This window comes from Bacillus sp. FSL K6-2839 (assembly GCF_038003365.1).
GTDB lineage: Bacteria > Bacillota > Bacilli > Bacillales > Bacillaceae > Bacillus.
In genome coordinates, this window is the sequence record NZ_JBBOOZ010000002.1 from 641,364 (window position 1) to 658,312 (window position 16,949).

Here is a 16,949-nt window from a genome sequence, read left to right on the forward strand (position 1 = left end):
TATTTTGCCGAAAAGAGGGGGATTTACTAATGTGGGAAAGTAAATTTTCAAAAGAAGGTTTGACGTTTGACGATGTTTTGCTTGTTCCAGCTAAGTCTGAAGTACTTCCGCGTGATGTCGATTTATCAGTTGAGTTAACAAGCACATTAAAACTAAACATTCCAATTATCAGTGCAGGAATGGACACGGTGACGGAATCACAAATGGCGATTGCAATGGCACGTCAAGGTGGTCTTGGTATCATTCATAAGAACATGTCTATTGAGCAACAAGCAGAACAAGTGGATAAAGTAAAACGTTCAGAGCGCGGCGTTATTACAAATCCATTCTTCTTAACACCTGAGCATCAAGTATTTGATGCAGAGCACCTAATGGGTAAATACCGTATTTCAGGTGTACCGATTGTAAATAACGAAGAAGATCAAAAGCTTGTTGGTATTATTACGAACCGTGACCTTCGTTTTATTTCGGATTATTCAATGAAGATTAGCGACGTGATGACAAAAGAGGAACTTGTGACAGCTTCTGTAGGTACGACGTTAGAAGAAGCTGAAAAAATCCTACAGCAATATAAAATTGAAAAATTACCTCTTTTAGATGACGAAGGAACGTTAAAAGGTCTCATCACCATCAAAGATATTGAAAAAGTGATCGAATTCCCTAACTCCTCTAAAGATGCACATGGCCGTTTAATTGTTGGTGCCGCTGTTGGTGTCACTGGCGATACAATGACTCGTGTGAGAAAATTAGTCGAAGCCAATGTGGATGTCGTTGTCATTGATACTGCACATGGTCATTCACAAGGTGTTCTTAACACTGTATCGAAAATCCGTGAAACGTATCCTTCTCTTAATATCATTGCTGGTAATGTTGCAACAGCCGAAGCAACAAAAGCATTGTTTGAAGCAGGAGCAGATATTGTGAAAGTCGGTATCGGACCAGGATCTATTTGTACAACACGTGTTGTTGCAGGTGTTGGTGTACCACAAATCACAGCGATCTATGACTGTGCAACAGAAGCAAGAAAACATGGTAAAGCTATTATTGCAGATGGTGGAATTAAATATTCAGGTGATATTGTAAAAGCTCTAGCATCTGGTGGACATGCTGTTATGCTTGGAAGCCTTCTAGCTGGTACATCTGAAAGCCCAGGAGACACAGAAATTTTCCAAGGTAGACGCTTCAAAGTTTATCGCGGTATGGGGTCAGTCGCTGCAATGGAAAAAGGAAGTAAAGATCGTTACTTCCAAGAAGATAATAAAAAGTTCGTTCCAGAAGGTATTGAAGGCCGTACACCGTACAAAGGACCAGTCGTTGATACAGTGTATCAACTAGTTGGCGGTATCCGTTCTGGTATGGGCTATTGTGGAACTCAGGACTTACGCGCACTTAGAGAAGATGCACAGTTCATTCGCATGACTGGTGCAGGACTTCGTGAGAGTCATCCACATGATGTACAAATTACAAAAGAATCACCAAACTACACAATTTCTTGATAAATTGTGACAATCAAATTACATTTGACAGGGTCTATGACTCTGTCTATTTTTTTTGTCTTTATTGTGATAAAATTTATACTGTTGTGTTGAAATAAGCCCTTGTGGATTAAATATATATGAAATACGTCGAAAAAAGATGAATACGGAGGTATGACGATTGAACAGCAAGATGTTGAAACAGCTTATGGTCTCTATCCTTGCACTGGCATTGATTGTGACAGCATTTACACCAATGTCCAAAGCAAAAGCAGCTGAAGATCCATTCAATGTGAATGCGAAAGCAGCAATCCTAATTGAAGCTTCTACAGGTAAAATTCTTTATAGTAAAAACGCAGAACAAAGACTGCCTATTGCAAGTATGGCAAAGATGATGACAGAGTATCTATTACTAGAGGCGATTGCTGAAGGCAAAGTGAAATGGGATCAAACGTATACGCCAGATGATTATGTATACGAAATTTCTCAGGACCGCAGTTTATCAAACGTTCCTTTGAGAAAAGATGGCTCGTATACAGTGAAAGAACTTTATCAAGCAACGGCTATTTATTCGGCAAATGCAGCAGCGATTGGCTTAGCAGAAGTGATCGCTGGATCAGAATCGAAGTTCGTTGAAAAAATGAACGCAAAAGCGAAAGAACTTGGTTTAACTAACTACAAATTCGTGAATGCAACTGGACTAGAAAATAAAGATTTACATGGCAAACAGCCAAAAGGTACAGGTTCTGATGAAGAAAGTGAAGTATCTGCGAAAGATATGGCATTGCTTGCACAGCATCTCATCAAAGACCATCCAGAAATTCTTGAAACATCAAGTATCGCGAAAACAAAGTTCAGAGAAGGCACAGACGATGAAATGGACATGCCTAACTGGAACTTCATGCTTAAAGGACTTGTGAAGGAATATGAAGGTGTAGACGGTCTGAAAACAGGCTCTACGGATTCAGCTGGTTCTAGCTTCACAGGTACCGCAAAACAAGGTGACATGCGTGTCATCGCTGTGATCTTGAATGCAAAAGGTAATCTTCATACAGCACGTTTCGACGTGGCGAAAAAACTGTTCGACTATGCATTTAAAAACTTCACGATGAAAGAAATGTACAAAAAAGGTCAACAGATCAAAGGACATGAAAACATCGAAGTCGATAAAGGCAAAGACAAAGAAGTACCCGTCGTCACGAAAGAAGCTTTCTCTGTGCCAGTAAAAAATGGCGACGAAAAGAGCTTTAAAGCAAAAGTAAATATCGAGAAAAAGAAACTAGAAGCTCCTATTAAAAAAGGAACGAAGGTTGGCATGCTGACGACTTCTTATTCTGGTGATGAGAAGGACTACGGCTATTTGAATAAAGATCAATCAGGTGTTGAGCTTATAACGAAAACAGGCGATGAAAAAGCCAACTGGTTCATCCTTGCAATGCGTAGTGTAGGTGGATTCTTCGCTGGCATTTGGGGCGGAATTGTTGACACAGTAAAAGGTTGGTTCTAATAAAAAACTGCTCTCTATGCATGAGAGCAGTTTTTTTATCGTTAAAAGAAAAGCGATTGTTTTTGATTTTGAGGAGTGGACAAGGCTTGCTGAAAAATACCACATAACTTTTCCACGCCCTCGGTCAGTGCCTTTTCATTCACATAAGAAAAGCTGAGGCGGATATAGTTTTGCTTCGGCTCTCCAGGATAGCACACAGAGCCAGGCAGAAAGGTAATTTGCTGCTTACGTGCCTCATGCAGTAGTGCACGTGTATCGACCCAGGAAGGAAAGCTAAGCCATAAATTGAGCCCGCCCTGAGGAATTTGCCACGTCACATCTTTTGGTGCATGCTTCGTTAATACATCTATCATTAAATCACGTCTCACCTTCAAGGCGGTTCTCAGCTTTTTCGTATGATCAATCATCTTCTTCGAAGTCAGAAATGGCAGAATGGCTTTTTGTGTGAGAAGAGGGCTGCCTAAATCATTATTGGCCTTTGCAGCTAATAAACGATTAAATATCGAGCCTGAGGCGGTGATAATCCCAATTCTGCATCCTGGAGCCAGTGTTTTACTTAATCCTCGCAAATAAATGACGTGTCCATCTTGATCAAGACTTTTGATAGGTGCTGGCGGCTTCTTTTCGAAATAAAGCTCACGATAAGGATCATCCTCTACAATGAGACAATCAATACTTTGAGCCAGTAAGAGAAGTTGTTTTCTGCGTTTCATTGACATACTGGCCCCTGTCGGACTGTGAAAAGTAGGAATCGTGTAGATGAGCTTTGGTTTATATTTATCACAAATGCTTTGAAGCTGCTTCATGTTCATGCCTTCATGATCAACAGGGACTGTAATAATTCTTGCCCCTCTGCCCATAAAGACATCAATGGCGCCTGGATAAGTCGGTGCTTCCATGACAACTACATCATCAGGACCGATAAACGCACGTGCGACCAAATCAAGCCCTTGCTGAGAACCACTAGTTACAAGAATATTTTCAGGAGTAGAAGGCACACCCAGCTTTTCTAAAAAAGACTGAATGACTTGCCTAAGCTGAAGATCCCCTTGAATTTCCCCATACTTCGACATGATTTGAGGATGTCTGGCTAGTACATGCTGCATTTCTTTTTCTAAATACCGGTTTGGCAAAAGCCCTGGATCAATCATAGAGGAAGAAAGGTTGATCGCTTCTTCGACATAGTGATACTGAGCAAATTGAGACCGTGGTAAATAATCCGGAATGGATAACTGCCAATCAAAAGAGGTAGATGATGGAACCGGAATATCTGACTGCTTTTGCAGCTCATCCACAAACGTCCCTTTACCTTGCACAGTCGTTAAATATCCGTCGTCCTTCAGCCGTGTGTATGCCTTTGCTGCCGTGACAAGACTCACATTCAGCTGCTTTGCTAAATCACGTACAGTTGGCAGCTTATCTCCCTGCTGAAGCAAACCCGATTGGATATGATCAATGATCGAAAAGTAAATCTGATTCGAAAGAGATGTATCAGAATGTCGATGGATATCAATATGCATGAGAAACCTCCATTGAGTGCAAAATTGTTATACATGAATTTGAATTGTTATAGTTGCATTATAGCATGTAAATCACACTTCAAAGAAAAAACGACTTATTTTTAGCCAGAAATCGTTTATATACAAGGGTTTAGGCTTTTTTGTCGGCTGATTGAATTGTTATACTATTCTCTTTATTGTTATACTGTCTCGCTTGTATGATAAAGAGGTAAATCAATCGAATTGACAAATGGGAGGAAACTATTGTGAGCAATAAGGGAACTGAACGAGTGAAACGTGGAATGGCAGAAATGCAAAAGGGTGGCGTCATTATGGATGTCGTCAATGCTGAGCAGGCAAAGATCGCAGAAGAAGCAGGTGCGGTGGCAGTTATGGCACTAGAACGAGTACCAGCTGATATCCGTGCAGCCGGCGGTGTAGCCCGTATGGCAGACCCGAGAATCGTAGAGGAAGTACAAAATGCAGTAACGATTCCAGTCATGGCAAAAGCACGTATCGGCCACATTGTCGAGGCTCGTGTTCTTGAAGCACTTGGTGTTGATTATATCGATGAGAGTGAAGTGCTGACGCCCGCAGATGAGGAATTCCATTTAAATAAAAATGAATACACAGTACCTTTTGTCTGTGGTTGCCGTGACTTAGGTGAAGCAACCCGCCGTATCGCAGAAGGCGCTTCGATGCTTCGTACGAAAGGGGAACCTGGGACAGGCAACATTGTAGAAGCTGTCCGTCATATGAGAAAGGTCAATGCTCAGATTCGTAAAGTAGCAGCAATGAGTGAAGATGAACTGATGACAGAAGCCAAGAACCTAGGAGCACCTTATGAATTATTGCTTCAAATCAAAAAAGACGGCAAGCTCCCAGTTGTTAACTTTGCAGCTGGAGGCGTTGCGACACCAGCAGATGCTGCGTTAATGATGCAGCTTGGAGCAGACGGTGTATTTGTTGGATCTGGTATTTTTAAATCAGACAATCCGGCGAAATTTGCAAAAGCGATTGTTGAAGCAACGACTCACTTCACAGATTACCGTCTCATTGCAGAACTTTCAAAAGAGCTTGGAACAGCCATGAAAGGAATTGAAATCTCAAATCTACTGCCAGAAGAGCGTATGCAAGAGCGTGGCTGGTAATTAAGGGAGCGCAAATGAACATGCTAACAATTGGTGTACTAGGGCTTCAAGGAGCCGTGAGAGAGCATATTCAATCGATTGAAGTTTGCGATGCAGAAGGTAAGATCATTAAACGAGCAGAAGAGCTAGCATCCGTTGACGGTCTTATTATCCCTGGTGGAGAAAGCACGACGATGAGGAGACTCATGGATACGTACCAATTCATTGAACCGATTAAAGCGTTCGCTGCAGAAGGGAAACCGATTTTCGGGACATGTGCCGGTTTGATTATGCTCGCAAAACATATTGAAGATCGAGAAGATGCCCATCTTGGATTGTTAAATGTATCTGTTGCACGGAATTCATTTGGCAGACAGGTAGACAGCTTTGAAGCAGATCTAGAAGTAAAAGGGCTGGATGCGCCGTTTACAGGGGTGTTCATCCGTGCGCCTCATATCATCAGCGCAGATGTGAGCGTAGAAATCATGGCTGAATATGATGGCAGGATTGTGATGGCGAAAGAAAACAATATCTTAGGTTGTTCTTTTCATCCAGAGCTGACAGACGATCACCGGTTAACACAGCTGTTTGTGGAAATGGTGAAGTCCTACAAAACGAAGCTCGCTGTATAAAACGGTTGAAAAGAGATAAAACTTATAGTACATTAAAATCACAATCAAAGATCGAAAAAGCGTTGACGGGAAATAGTAAGAAGCCCCTCTTTCTCAGAGAGCCGATGGTTGGTGCGAATCGGTGAAAGATGCAGTCTGAATCCATCCTTGAGCGAAATGCTGAAACACGAGAAGTAAGCATTTACGGTGATACCGTTACAGAGGAAAGAGGAAAGCATACTTCTGCATGTTTTCAATCAGGGTGGCAACGCGAGAGCTCTCGTCCCTTTCATGGGATGAGGGCTCTTTTTATTTTTCGATAAAAAAAGGAGTGTTACACATGCTGGATATTAAACAACTGCGCACGGACTTTGATCAAATCAAAGAAAAATTAGCACACCGAGGCGAAGATTTAGCAGATTTTGATAAGTTTGGTGAGCTAGATCAAAAAAGAAGAGAACTAATCGGGAAAACAGAAGAATTAAAGAGCCGAAGAAATGAAGTATCACAGCAAGTGGCCGTTCTAAAAAGAGAAAAGAAAGACGCCGATCACATTATTCAAGAAATGCGTGAGGTAGGAGATGAGATTAAAAAGCTGGATGATGAGCTAAGAACAGTAGAAGAAAGCTTGCAGCACATCCTCTTCTCTATTCCGAATATCCCTCATGACACTGTACCAGTTGGGGAAACAGAAGATGACAACGTGGAAGTGAGAAAATGGGGCGAACAGCCGGCCTTCTCATTTGAGCCAAAACCACATTGGGATGTAGCGGATGAGCTAAACATTCTTGATTTTGAACGCGCAGGAAAAGTCACAGGAAGCCGATTCGTTTTTTATAAAGGGCTTGGCGCACGCTTAGAGCGCGCACTATATAACTTTATGCTCGATCTACATGTCGATGAGTTTGGTTTTACTGAAGTGCTCCCACCTTACATGGTCAATAGAGCTAGCATGACAGGGACTGGGCAGCTTCCAAAATTCGAAGAGGATGCCTTTAAAATCCGAGAAGAAGATTATTTCCTCATTCCAACAGCTGAAGTACCTATTACTAACATGCACCGTGATGAAATTCTTGAAGGGGAACAGCTGCCAATCAATTATGCAGCATTCAGTGCTTGCTTTAGATCAGAGGCTGGATCTGCCGGAAGAGATACACGCGGACTCATCCGTCAGCACCAATTTAATAAGGTAGAGCTTGTGAAATTTGTTAGACCTGAAGATTCTTATGAAGAATTAGAGAAACTAACAAATCAAGCAGAAAAAGTCCTACAGCTATTAAACCTGCCATACCGTGTCATGAGCATGTGTACGGGAGATTTAGGCTTCACGGCTGCGAAGAAATACGACATCGAAGTATGGATTCCGAGCCAAGATACGTATCGTGAAATTTCTTCTTGCAGTAACTTCGAAGCATTCCAAGCAAGACGCGCAAACATTCGATTCCGTCCAGAGCCTAAAGCGAAGCCAGAGCATGTCCACACGTTAAATGGATCTGGTTTAGCAGTAGGAAGAACCGTGGCGGCCATTTTAGAAAACTATCAACAAGAGGACGGCACAGTAATTATTCCTGAAGTACTGCGTCCTTATATGGGAAATAAAGAAGTGATGAAATAAGATGCCGCTATGGCATCTTATTTCTTTTTACCAAAAGTCCTACAGTTTTCCTAAATTTAGCCGATAAAAAAATAAAAGCTTCTAGGAAAGAAGGAATAACCTTGAATAGGCTTGACTATTATGTTGAAATGGCTCAATTAATTAGAAAAGTTCTAGATGAAAGTATTCTTTTCGGCATCACTGATACAGAGAAGGTGCTTTGTTACTACCCGTCTAACACAATAGATTTTGGCGTGAAAGTTGGGGACCCATTGAACCCAGAAGACCAAAACGTGGCGACGACATTAAGAGGACAAGAATATGACGGTCATTTACCAGAGTCTTTATATGGTTATGAAATTGCTGTAAAAGGTTACCCGATTTTTGATGAAGATAGAAAAGTAATTGGCTCTTTTTTAGTGGCATTTTCACATCATCGTGAAAAGAAATTAAGCGGTTATATGGAGCATATCAATGATGTAGCGAAAGAACTCCAAGGTGGAATCGAGCAAATTGCTGCGCATTCACAAGAGCTGGCTGCCACAAGTTTAGAAATAAGCGAACAGGCAGGAAGAGCGGAAGAGAAATCTGCAAATATTGAAGAAGTCGTCAAAACCATTGGCGGGATCGCTAGACAAACAAACTTGCTAGGTCTAAATGCTGCAATTGAAGCAGCAAGAGCAGGCGAGAATGGAAAAGGGTTTGCTGTCGTAGCTGATGAAGTTCGTAAATTATCAGATGGCTCAAAGGAAGCGGCTGAAACCATTAATACCTTCTTAAAGGAAATCCAAGACAGTATTAGCACTTTGTCTGAAAACATCTCACAAATCAGCAGCTCAACAAATGAACAAGCCAAACAAGTGACAGACTTTACGAAAATTATTGAATCATTAAATGAGTTTAAAGAAGAGATGAATCAGTTTATTGAAGAGATTAGACAGGATACAAAATAGATCAAGAGCAGCCGTTAATGGCTGCTTTTTTATGGGCAGATTCTCATACCAAAACAACTTATTGAAAATTTTTTCGAAAAGATGTTGACTTGAATTAAAATGATATGGTATATTAATTCTTGTCGATACGGAGGAATACCCAAGTCCGGCTGAAGGGATCGGTCTTGAAAACCGACAGGGGTGTCAAAGCCCGCGGGGGTTCGAATCCCTCTTCCTCCGCCATATTGATTTTTTACCTTAGTTGAATTAAAACGCAAGCATAAAAATTGGAATTGTCAAACCGCTGCATTCGCGAAATGCAGCGGTTTTTTTTATTTTGTTTTAGAGCGATTTTTTTGTATAACAGAAGCAATTTCATGAAGAATGGGATCAAGTGAGCTTTCATCATGAAGTAAGTCGTAATCTTCAATGTTAATTTTAATCACTGGGCATAAATCGAATTGTTCGATCCATTCCGTATATCGAGTGTACATTTCTTCCCAATAGGCTCGATCAGTTTGAGTTTCCATCTCTCTGCCGCGTTCTTCAATACGATTCAAAATATGATCTAAATCCCCGTGTAAATAGATGAGTACATCAGGGTGAGGGAAGTAAGGTGTCATCACCATCGCCTCGAATAGACTCGTATACGTTTCATAATCTACTTCAGACATCGTACCTTTGTCCGCATGCATTTTCGCGAAAATGCCTGTGTCCTCATAAATTGAACGATCTTGCACATATCCTCCACCAGATTCAAAAATCCGCTTTTGTTCCTTAAAACGCTCGGCTAGGAAATAGACCTGTAAATGGAAGCTCCATCTTTGGAAATCTGAATAAAAGGGCTCTAAGTATGGGTTGTCATCTACTTTTTCAAGAGAGGTTTGAAAGCCTAGCTTGTCCGCTATCGTTTTAGTCATAGTGGATTTTCCGACACCAACAGTCCCGGCGATTGTGATCACTGCATCCTTTGGTATTTCGATATTGTTCATAGTACTTGCTCCTTTATGTTCTGTACAATTTGCTGGTAATCTTGCTGTGAGGAAACGAAGTCTGTATGATCTCCTTCAATTGTAATGATAGGAAGCCCTGGGTCAGTCTGTTTTAAATGTTCAATGGCCAGCTCATAATCTTCAATGAGTGTTTTTAAATAAGCTGGGTCGATGTCTTCTTCAAAAGAGCGTCCTCTCATCTGTATTCTTTCAAGTAAGGTAGGAAGGCTGGCTTTTATATAGATTATGGCATTTGGTTTAGGCAGATCATCTGTTAGCAGGTGATAGATCTTTCTGTATTTGTCCATGTGCTTTTTTGATAATGTTCTTTCTGCAAATATCATATTTTTATAGACATGATAATCAGTGACAATCGGCTGCTGTTGACTCACATAGTTTTCTTCAATAGATTCTAACTGTTTGACCCGATTGCATAAAAAGAACATCTCAAGCTGAAAGCTCCATTGTTCCATATCTTCATAAAATTTATCTAAGAATGGATTTTCTTCTACAATCTCTTTTACTAAAGGAAATTGAAATTCCTTCGCAAGCATTGTAGCCAAAGTTGTTTTTCCGGCTCCAATTGGGCCTTCCACTGCAATAAAAGGGGCAGGATACATAGGCGTTCTCCTCTATCTATAAAGTTGTCAAACCAATGTATATTGTACCATACCCCTTCCGAGAGATAGAGCGAATGGGTTACGATGTCGTTCTTTTTTCAATATTAAATTGATCTGATAATAAGAGCCAATTTTGTGGGAAGGATAGACCTAATTTCCAATAAGCAATTCCGTTCAAGTTTAACTCTTTGATGAGATTGAACTTTGCTTGAATCGATCTAGCGTCTTCGAACCATACCTCATGCTCTTTATTAGTGGCATCTGTGTAACGAAAATAAGGTGCTTGTGCTGTTTCGTCGTATAGAATGGAGGCATTATTCTCTCTGGCAATTGCAATCGCTTGTTGAGGACTGACGGCTTTAGCAATGGGGCCGCCCTGGACGTAAGGAAGCGTCCAATCATAGCCATATAAATTCTGCCCCATAACAATTTTATTGGCCGGCATGACGGTCAGTGCATATTCAATGACTTGGCGGACAGGTCCAATGGGAGAGACAGCTTGTGCAGGGCCGCCGCTGTATCCCCATTCATAGGTCATTAACACAACATGATCGACGATCTTCCCGATGGCTTCATAGTCATGAGCTTCATACCATTTTCCCTTTTGCTGACTGCTTGTTTTAGGGGCAAGTGCAACAGATATTGTCCATCCTTCTTGATGGAAGCGGGTTGTTGCCTCTCTTAAAAATTGAATGTAAGCATCTTTATCAGCGGGACGTAAATATTCAAAATCAAAATGGATTTCTTTTAATTGATACTTTTTAGCAACACGAACGATTTCATTTAAAAATGTGGCTTTGACAGATTGGTTATTCAAAAGAATTCGCCCAAGTTCATCACTGAATTTTTCATTCTCTAGGTTTGTCACTACCATGGATAAAACGGTTCTGCTCTGAGCGGCTATTTGAGGTAGCTGATCTAACGGTGGTTCTTTCAGTGTTCCGTCTCTTTGCGCTTGGAAACTAAAGGCGCCTAAATGGGTTAAATATGGAGAGGCCTCTCTAGCTGCTTGTTTTAAGTTTTCACTGACTTGATTTCCCCTTGGTTCAATGTAAGCATTCGAATTAATGTTCCTTTTCGGTCTTTGAGGAATATAGAGCAAGAAGCGAATAGGTAGTATCGCTTCAGGCCGAATTCTATTCACACGTGCCAACTCCTCCACTGAAATTCGAAATCGTCTTCCAATTTGATAAAGTGTGTCATTTTGTTTGACCTCATAAAATTGTCCTCTAATTGGAATGACAATTGTTTGTCCAATGACGAGTTGATTTGGTGTTTCAATATCGTTGGTACGGATGATTTCATTGACTGTTGTTTTAAAGCGCATGGCAATTTCGTTTAAAGTATCTCCTCTTTTGACAACATAAATTTGAATAGTCAACGCCCCCTTTGTTATTGCTAACAATTTATGAGGGTTATGGATAAATCATGTTTGATTTTCATTCGTGATCTCTTTAGCAGTGGTGATTTTTGCTAGTAGAACGTTCTCCATCATCGTTAAAGCATATTCGTTATCTCTGTCGTCATTTGATGCGATACAATCTTTAGGTACAATTAAGTTGTATTCTCGCATGTATGCGTCATTTGCAGTGAACAGAACGCAAATGTTTCCTGCAATTCCAGTCAAAATGATGTCTTGTACACCTAATTCATTTAAGAGTGTTTCTAGTGCAGTTCCGTAGAAGGCTGAATGCTTCGGTTTAATTAAGAAGTAATCATCTTTAGATGGTGCCATTTTCTCTAAAATAGGGGCGCTTCTTTCGTTTTTGCATGTTTCCATCACAGCTTGAATATCAGCCTTCCAGAGACCATAGTGGTCATTGATATAGATGATCGGCCAATTTTCCTTGAAAGCATGATCTTTAAGAGCTAAAATCTTATTGGTCATTTGCTCTGTTTTATTAGCGAGCACATGTCCCATTTCAAAATCAAAATTATTAATCATGTCGATAATAAGCAGTGCCTTTTGATGCTTTGACAAAGTAAGACCCCCTTTAAAAGATTGTGCTAATATGTTAACCTCAATATCCTTTTAAAAAACATGAAAAGAGAGCCGTGCTATGACGAGAGATGAACAGTTTATGCAAGAAGCTATTTCTGAAGCCTTAAAAGCAGAACAAATAGGAGAAGTACCAATCGGTGCCATCATCGTTGTTGATGACCAAATTGTGAGCCGCGCTCATAATTTAAGGGAAACAGAGCAGCGTTCAATTGCACATGCAGAATTACTTGCTATTGATGAAGCGTGTAAAACGACTGGAAGCTGGCGTTTAGAAGATGCTGTACTTTATGTGACGCTTGAACCGTGTCCTATGTGTGCGGGAGCGATTGTCCTTTCTAGAGTGAAAAAGGTCGTTTTCGGTGCATACGATCCAAAAGGTGGATGTGCAGGTACTTTAATGAATTTACTGGATGATGAACGGTTCAATCATCAGTCTGAAGTCATTGGTGGTGTACTTGAAAATGAGTGCGGTGAGCTGTTAAGTCAGTTCTTCCGAAATCTCCGTCAGCGAAAGAAACAAGCCAAAAGTAAATGAATGGATGTCGTTTGCAATTTCAGCTATAAGAAGGTATACTTATGTCTGCGTCACTAACAATTTAATATTCATTTTGCCGTGCTAAGCGGGGAGGTAGCGGTGCCCTGTACTCGCAATCCGCTCTAGCGAGGCCGAATCCCTTCTCAAGGTTCGTTTACTTCAAGGTCTGCCTTAAATAAGTGGTGTTGACGTCTGGGTCCTGCGCAATGGGAATTCATGAACCATGTCAGGTCCGGAAGGAAGCAGCATTAAGTGAAACCTCTCATGTGCCGCAGGGTTGCCTGGGCCGAGCTAACTGTTTAAGTAACGCTTGGGGTAGCGAATCGACAGAAGGTGCACGGTAAATCAATATTAAATGTAACTCATCTAGTTAATCTAGGTGAGTTTTTTGTTGCTGTTTAAAGAATAGCTCAGCTGCTTTGTTTATACAAATAGGCAAAAAACCTTTTTAGAGTCTTTTTGTTTTTTCATTAATCACAATAGGAACAAAAGTTCTCCATGGTGTTGCAAAACAATTCGAAAATCTAGAAAACACGTTTTTAATTCATAGAAAGTAGAAAATCTATAGTTGAAATCATCATTTTCGCTTATTAGAAAATAAAGGTGTGCTTTTGAATTGATCGGTGCATCATGTATAATGAAAATGATGATAAATGGAGGAGGGCGTATTTGTGAGTTATCAAGCTTTATATCGAGTGTTCAGACCTCAAGTTTTTGAGGATGTTGTTGGACAAGAACACATCACAAAAACGTTGCAAAATGCCCTTTTGCAGAAGAAGTTTTCTCATGCTTACTTATTTTCAGGTCCTAGAGGAACAGGTAAAACAAGTGCTGCCAAAATCTTTGCGAAGGCAGTGAACTGTGAAAAGTCACCTGTGAGTGAACCTTGTAATGAATGTGATGCCTGTAAAGGGATTACAAACGGCTCGATTTCAGACGTGATTGAAATAGATGCTGCCTCAAACAACGGGGTAGATGAAATCCGTGATATACGTGATAAAGTGAAATTTGCTCCTTCGGCGGTTACATATAAGGTTTATATTATAGATGAAGTACATATGCTCTCTATCGGGGCATTTAATGCCCTCCTTAAAACGTTAGAGGAGCCGCCTGCTCATTGTATCTTTATTTTGGCTACCACAGAGCCTCATAAGATTCCTCTTACCATCATATCCCGTTGTCAGAGATTTGATTTTAAACGAATCACGACAAAAGATATTGTTGGAAGAATGAAGAAAATTGTAGATGCAGAAAGCCTAAATGTACAAGAGGGCTCGCTCGAGATTATCGCTAGTGCAGCAGATGGCGGTATGCGTGATGCACTAAGCCTCTTAGATCAAGCGATCTCATTTAGTGGTGAGCAGCTGACAATTGATGATGCGCTGCTCATTACAGGAGCTGTTTCTCAGCATTTCATTAGTCAGCTAGCCGAAGCAATTTTTGATCAAAATATTGCTGTAGCGTTAGATACCTTAAATGAATTACTTCAGCAGGGAAAAGATGCTGCTAAATTAATAGAGGACATGATCTTTTACTTTAGAGATATGCTGCTTTATAAAACGGCACCAGATCTGGAGGGGGTCCTTGAAAAGGTAAAGGTCGATGAAAATTTCGTGACGCTTTCGGATCGTGTGACACCTCAATTTCTATATGAAACAATTGAAGTGCTGAATAAAAGCCACCAAGAAATGAAATGGACGAATCATCCAAGGATTTTCTTTGAGGTAGCTGTTGTCAAGCTATGTCAATCAACGGCTGGAATAACACAAGCTCATGCTAACGCTGATTTAACGGCGCTAACGGATAAAATAGACAGGTTGGAACAGGAGCTATCGAGGATAAGAGCTGAGGGTGTGCCAATGTCTCATTCTCATCATCCTCAAGAAAAAAAGGAAACACCCCGACCACAAACGAGTAACAAAAATGGATACCGTGCACCTGTCGGCCGAATTCACGAGATTCTAAAAGAAGCAAAACGTCCAGAGCTAGAAAAAATTAAAGGTAAATGGGGAGAACTCCTTGCCCACTTGAAACAGCAGAATAAGGTGTCTCACGCTGCACTATTAACGGATAGTGAACCAGTTGCTGCTGCTTCTCATGCCTTTGTTTTAAAATTCAAGTTTGAAATACACTGTAAAATGGTTGCCGAAGATAAAAGCGGTGTTCGAACCAACCTTGAGCAGCTATTAGAGTCTATGTTAGGAAAAAGAGTGGAATTAGTTGGCGTTCCTGACGCTCAATGGGGTAAAATAAGAGAAGAATTTTTAAGAGATCATCAGCCGGATGAACAGGCAGATGGTCAGGGGACTTCTGCTGAAGAGGATCCATTGATTGCAGAAGCAAAGAAGTTAGTAGGAAACGATTTAATTGAAATTAAAGATTAATAAAAATGAAAGAGAGTGGTGTTCATATGCGCGGTGGAATGGGAAATATGCAAAAAATGATGAAACAAATGCAAAAAATGCAAAAGGATATGGCTAAGGCTCAAGAAGAGCTTGCAGAAAAAGTCCTTGAAGGTACAGCTGGTGGCGGTATGGTCACTGTAAAAGTAAATGGACAAAAAGAAGTTGTTGATGTAGCAATTAATGAAGAAGTTGTTGATCCAGAAGATATCGATATGCTTCAAGATCTTGTACTTGCAGCAACAAACGACGCATTGAAAAAAGTCGATGAGTTAACGAATGAAACAATGGGTCAATTCACAAAAGGAATGAACATGCCAGGTTTATTCTAGGAGGAATAACTGAAGATGCAATATCCTGAACCAATATCAAAGCTGATTGACAGCTTTATGAAATTGCCAGGAATCGGACCGAAAACTGCGGTTCGTCTGGCTTTTTTTGTTCTTAGTATGCAGGAAGATGTCGTACTAGATTTCGCGAAGGCGCTTGTTAATGCAAAGCGTAATTTAACTTATTGTTCGGTATGCGGCCATATCACAGACCAAGATCCTTGCTATATTTGTGAAGATACAAGAAGAGATCAATCTGTTATCTGTGTAGTGCAAGACCCAAAAGATGTGATCGCAATGGAAAAGATGAAAGAATACAACGGCTTATACCATGTGCTTCATGGTGCCATTTCACCGATGGACGGAATTGGCCCAGAGGATATTAAAATTCCTGACCTGTTAAAAAGATTGCAAGACGATCAAGTGACAGAGGTGATCCTTGCAACCAATCCAAACATTGAAGGAGAGGCTACAGCCATGTATATCTCTAGACTGTTGAAACCATCAGGAATTAAACTCTCTCGCATTGCTCACGGACTTCCAGTAGGTGGAGACTTAGAGTATGCGGATGAAGTCACACTGTCTAAAGCTCTAGAAGGCAGACGTGAGATGTAGGAAGGAGAAGTACGGTACATGGGTTTTCTTCGCAGAAAATCAATTCGAAAAGAATTCGATGAGAAATTAATTCAACAGCTTTTTAAGCAAAAGGAAGAATGGAACAGACAAAAAAAGCTTGTCGCAAATAGCGTTGAGCCTTCACCGGACATTCTATTCGAATTAAAGCTTGCTCAAGCGAAGTACTTTTTCTATCTAAGAGAAGCGAAAAAGAGGAATTTACGTTTAAACAACTGGAGATAGCAGGTCTATTTTACATAGTCCTCTCATATGCTTGTACTATTCATATGAAGAGGAGATGAGAGGATTATGGAACCTGTTATTGTGATCGGGTCAATTTTGCTAGCTGTACTATTGTTGTTTATGTCAGGTGTTCAAGCGAACCCCTTCAAATGGTTAGGGCTGATCGGAGTAAAGTTTGTGGCAGGTGCTCTTTTTTTATTTTGCCTCAATCTATTTGGAGAGAGTCTAGGATTACATGTCTCTATTAACCCTGTAACGAGTGGAATCAGTGGTTTATTGGGCATCCCAGGCGTAGCAGCTTTAGTCGTAATTGAAAAAATTATTATTTAATGAGAAATATTGTTGACTTTGATCCTGTATGGTGGTAAATTAATATACGTCGCTGATGACGAAGAAACGAAAAAACATTATAACAAAAAAGTTGTTGACATTAACAATTTAAATATGGTATGATGTTCTAGTC

16 protein-coding genes, 1 tRNA gene, 1 other RNA gene, 1 pseudogene and 1 other annotated feature are annotated in these 16,949 nt (G+C 40.5%); of the genes and pseudogenes, 14 read left to right on the top strand and 5 right to left on the bottom strand.

The window, feature by feature from the left end:
* Window positions 1–29 precede the first annotated feature (29 nt).
* On the top strand, window positions 30–1,496 hold the full coding sequence (guaB, locus tag MHH26_RS17330) for an IMP dehydrogenase (RefSeq protein ID WP_066031457.1): 1,467 nt from the start codon (window positions 30–32) through the stop codon (window positions 1,494–1,496).
* Between the two features lie 160 nt (window positions 1,497–1,656).
* Window positions 1,657–2,982: a D-alanyl-D-alanine carboxypeptidase family protein gene (locus MHH26_RS17335; RefSeq protein WP_106031971.1), complete on the top strand. Its 1,326-nt coding sequence runs from the start codon at window positions 1,657–1,659 to the stop codon at window positions 2,980–2,982.
* A 41-nt stretch (window positions 2,983–3,023) separates the two neighbouring features.
* Here the strand turns inward: MHH26_RS17335 and pdxR are convergent, their stop codons facing one another.
* The gene (gene pdxR / locus MHH26_RS17340) at window positions 3,024–4,502 is read right to left on the bottom strand and encodes a MocR-like pyridoxine biosynthesis transcription factor PdxR (protein ID WP_334750986.1); all 1,479 of its coding nucleotides are present in this window, start codon (window positions 4,500–4,502) and stop codon (window positions 3,024–3,026) included.
* 245 nt (window positions 4,503–4,747) lie between these two features.
* Here pdxR and pdxS point away from each other — a divergent pair, with 245 nt between their 5' ends.
* The 5 genes and pseudogenes from pdxS (at window position 4,748) to MHH26_RS17365 (ending at window position 8,991) form a co-directional block, all read left to right on the top strand.
* On the top strand, window positions 4,748–5,632 hold the full coding sequence (gene pdxS / locus MHH26_RS17345) for a pyridoxal 5'-phosphate synthase lyase subunit PdxS (protein WP_034666107.1): 885 nt from the start codon (window positions 4,748–4,750) through the stop codon (window positions 5,630–5,632).
* Window positions 5,633–5,652: 20 nt separating this feature from the next.
* Complete coding sequence (gene pdxT / locus MHH26_RS17350) at window positions 5,653–6,243, top strand: pyridoxal 5'-phosphate synthase glutaminase subunit PdxT (RefSeq protein ID WP_340974429.1); 591 nt, start codon at window positions 5,653–5,655, stop codon at window positions 6,241–6,243.
* A gap of 53 nt (window positions 6,244–6,296) precedes the next feature.
* Window positions 6,297–6,513: a binding site (T-box leader), on the top strand.
* Window positions 6,514–6,562: 49 nt separating this feature from the next.
* Window positions 6,563–7,837, top strand: coding sequence for a serine--tRNA ligase (gene serS / locus MHH26_RS17355; RefSeq protein WP_060595637.1), 1,275 nt, complete (start codon window positions 6,563–6,565; stop codon window positions 7,835–7,837).
* A gap of 599 nt (window positions 7,838–8,436) precedes the next feature.
* Window positions 8,437–8,769, top strand: a pseudogene (locus tag MHH26_RS19280) (methyl-accepting chemotaxis protein); the annotation flags it as partial.
* A gap of 129 nt (window positions 8,770–8,898) precedes the next feature.
* Window positions 8,899–8,991: transfer RNA gene (locus MHH26_RS17365), tRNA-Ser, on the top strand.
* 89 nt (window positions 8,992–9,080) lie between these two features.
* Here the strand turns inward: MHH26_RS17365 and MHH26_RS17370 are convergent.
* From MHH26_RS17370 to MHH26_RS17385, 4 genes are all read right to left on the bottom strand, one after another.
* Window positions 9,081–9,740, bottom strand: coding sequence for a deoxynucleoside kinase (locus MHH26_RS17370; protein ID WP_106031974.1), 660 nt, complete (start codon window positions 9,738–9,740; stop codon window positions 9,081–9,083).
* Window positions 9,737–10,360 carry a deoxynucleoside kinase gene (locus MHH26_RS17375; protein ID WP_034666096.1) on the bottom strand — a complete coding sequence of 208 codons (624 nt, stop codon included), beginning with the start codon at window positions 10,358–10,360 and terminating at the stop codon, window positions 9,737–9,739. Before MHH26_RS17375 ends, MHH26_RS17370 begins: the two co-directional genes overlap by 4 nt.
* 79 nt (window positions 10,361–10,439) lie before the next feature.
* A complete protein-coding gene (locus MHH26_RS17380; RefSeq protein WP_417168612.1) occupies window positions 10,440–11,687 on the bottom strand; it encodes a glycosyl hydrolase family 18 protein in 1,248 nt (415 codons plus the stop codon).
* Window positions 11,688–11,786: 99 nt separating this feature from the next.
* On the bottom strand, window positions 11,787–12,341 hold the full coding sequence (locus MHH26_RS17385) for an isochorismatase family cysteine hydrolase (RefSeq protein WP_106043953.1): 555 nt from the start codon (window positions 12,339–12,341) through the stop codon (window positions 11,787–11,789).
* Window positions 12,342–12,420: 79 nt separating this feature from the next.
* On the opposite strand from MHH26_RS17385, the gene tadA reads away from it, so the two are divergent.
* The 7 genes from tadA (at window position 12,421) to MHH26_RS17420 (ending at window position 16,816) form a co-directional block, all read left to right on the top strand.
* The gene (tadA, locus tag MHH26_RS17390; protein WP_003218102.1) at window positions 12,421–12,897 is read left to right on the top strand and encodes a tRNA adenosine(34) deaminase TadA; all 477 of its coding nucleotides are present in this window, start codon (window positions 12,421–12,423) and stop codon (window positions 12,895–12,897) included.
* Window positions 12,898–12,973: 76 nt separating this feature from the next.
* An RNA gene (gene ffs / locus MHH26_RS17395) (signal recognition particle sRNA large type) lies at window positions 12,974–13,238 on the top strand.
* A gap of 330 nt (window positions 13,239–13,568) precedes the next feature.
* A complete protein-coding gene (gene dnaX, locus MHH26_RS17400) occupies window positions 13,569–15,281 on the top strand; it encodes a DNA polymerase III subunit gamma/tau (RefSeq protein WP_334750989.1) in 1,713 nt (570 codons plus the stop codon).
* Between the two features lie 26 nt (window positions 15,282–15,307).
* Window positions 15,308–15,631 carry a YbaB/EbfC family nucleoid-associated protein gene (locus tag MHH26_RS17405; RefSeq protein ID WP_008342011.1) on the top strand — a complete coding sequence of 108 codons (324 nt, stop codon included), beginning with the start codon at window positions 15,308–15,310 and terminating at the stop codon, window positions 15,629–15,631.
* A 15-nt stretch (window positions 15,632–15,646) separates the two neighbouring features.
* Entirely contained in the window at window positions 15,647–16,243 is a 597-nt protein-coding gene (gene recR / locus MHH26_RS17410; RefSeq protein ID WP_003218094.1) for a recombination protein RecR, read from the top strand.
* A gap of 18 nt (window positions 16,244–16,261) precedes the next feature.
* A complete protein-coding gene (locus tag MHH26_RS17415; RefSeq protein ID WP_003218088.1) occupies window positions 16,262–16,486 on the top strand; it encodes a YaaL family protein in 225 nt (74 codons plus the stop codon).
* 66 nt (window positions 16,487–16,552) lie between these two features.
* A complete protein-coding gene (locus MHH26_RS17420) occupies window positions 16,553–16,816 on the top strand; it encodes a pro-sigmaK processing inhibitor BofA family protein (RefSeq protein WP_340974223.1) in 264 nt (87 codons plus the stop codon).
* The last annotated feature ends 133 nt before the right edge of the window (window positions 16,817–16,949 follow it).

What these genes read in the sequence shown, in the direction of transcription:
- guaB (WP_066031457.1), top strand. Translation starts at nt 30, where the DNA reads ATGTGGGAAAGTAAATTTTCAAAAGAAGGTTTGACGTTTGACGATGTT.
- pdxR (WP_334750986.1), bottom strand. Translation starts at nt 4,502, where the DNA reads ATGCATATTGATATCCATCGACATTCTGATACATCTCTTTCGAATCAG.
- pdxT (WP_340974429.1), top strand. Translation starts at nt 5,653, where the DNA reads ATGCTAACAATTGGTGTACTAGGGCTTCAAGGAGCCGTGAGAGAGCAT.
- serS (WP_060595637.1), top strand. Translation starts at nt 6,563, where the DNA reads ATGCTGGATATTAAACAACTGCGCACGGACTTTGATCAAATCAAAGAA.
- MHH26_RS17370 (WP_106031974.1), bottom strand. Translation starts at nt 9,740, where the DNA reads ATGAACAATATCGAAATACCAAAGGATGCAGTGATCACAATCGCCGGG.
- MHH26_RS17375 (WP_034666096.1), bottom strand. Translation starts at nt 10,360, where the DNA reads ATGTATCCTGCCCCTTTTATTGCAGTGGAAGGCCCAATTGGAGCCGGA.
- MHH26_RS17380 (WP_417168612.1), bottom strand. Translation starts at nt 11,687, where the DNA reads ATGCGCTTTAAAACAACAGTCAATGAAATCATCCGTACCAACGATATT.
- tadA (WP_003218102.1), top strand. Translation starts at nt 12,421, where the DNA reads ATGACGAGAGATGAACAGTTTATGCAAGAAGCTATTTCTGAAGCCTTA.
- MHH26_RS17405 (WP_008342011.1), top strand. Translation starts at nt 15,308, where the DNA reads ATGCGCGGTGGAATGGGAAATATGCAAAAAATGATGAAACAAATGCAA.
- recR (WP_003218094.1), top strand. Translation starts at nt 15,647, where the DNA reads ATGCAATATCCTGAACCAATATCAAAGCTGATTGACAGCTTTATGAAA.
- MHH26_RS17415 (WP_003218088.1), top strand. Translation starts at nt 16,262, where the DNA reads ATGGGTTTTCTTCGCAGAAAATCAATTCGAAAAGAATTCGATGAGAAA.
- MHH26_RS17420 (WP_340974223.1), top strand. Translation starts at nt 16,553, where the DNA reads ATGGAACCTGTTATTGTGATCGGGTCAATTTTGCTAGCTGTACTATTG.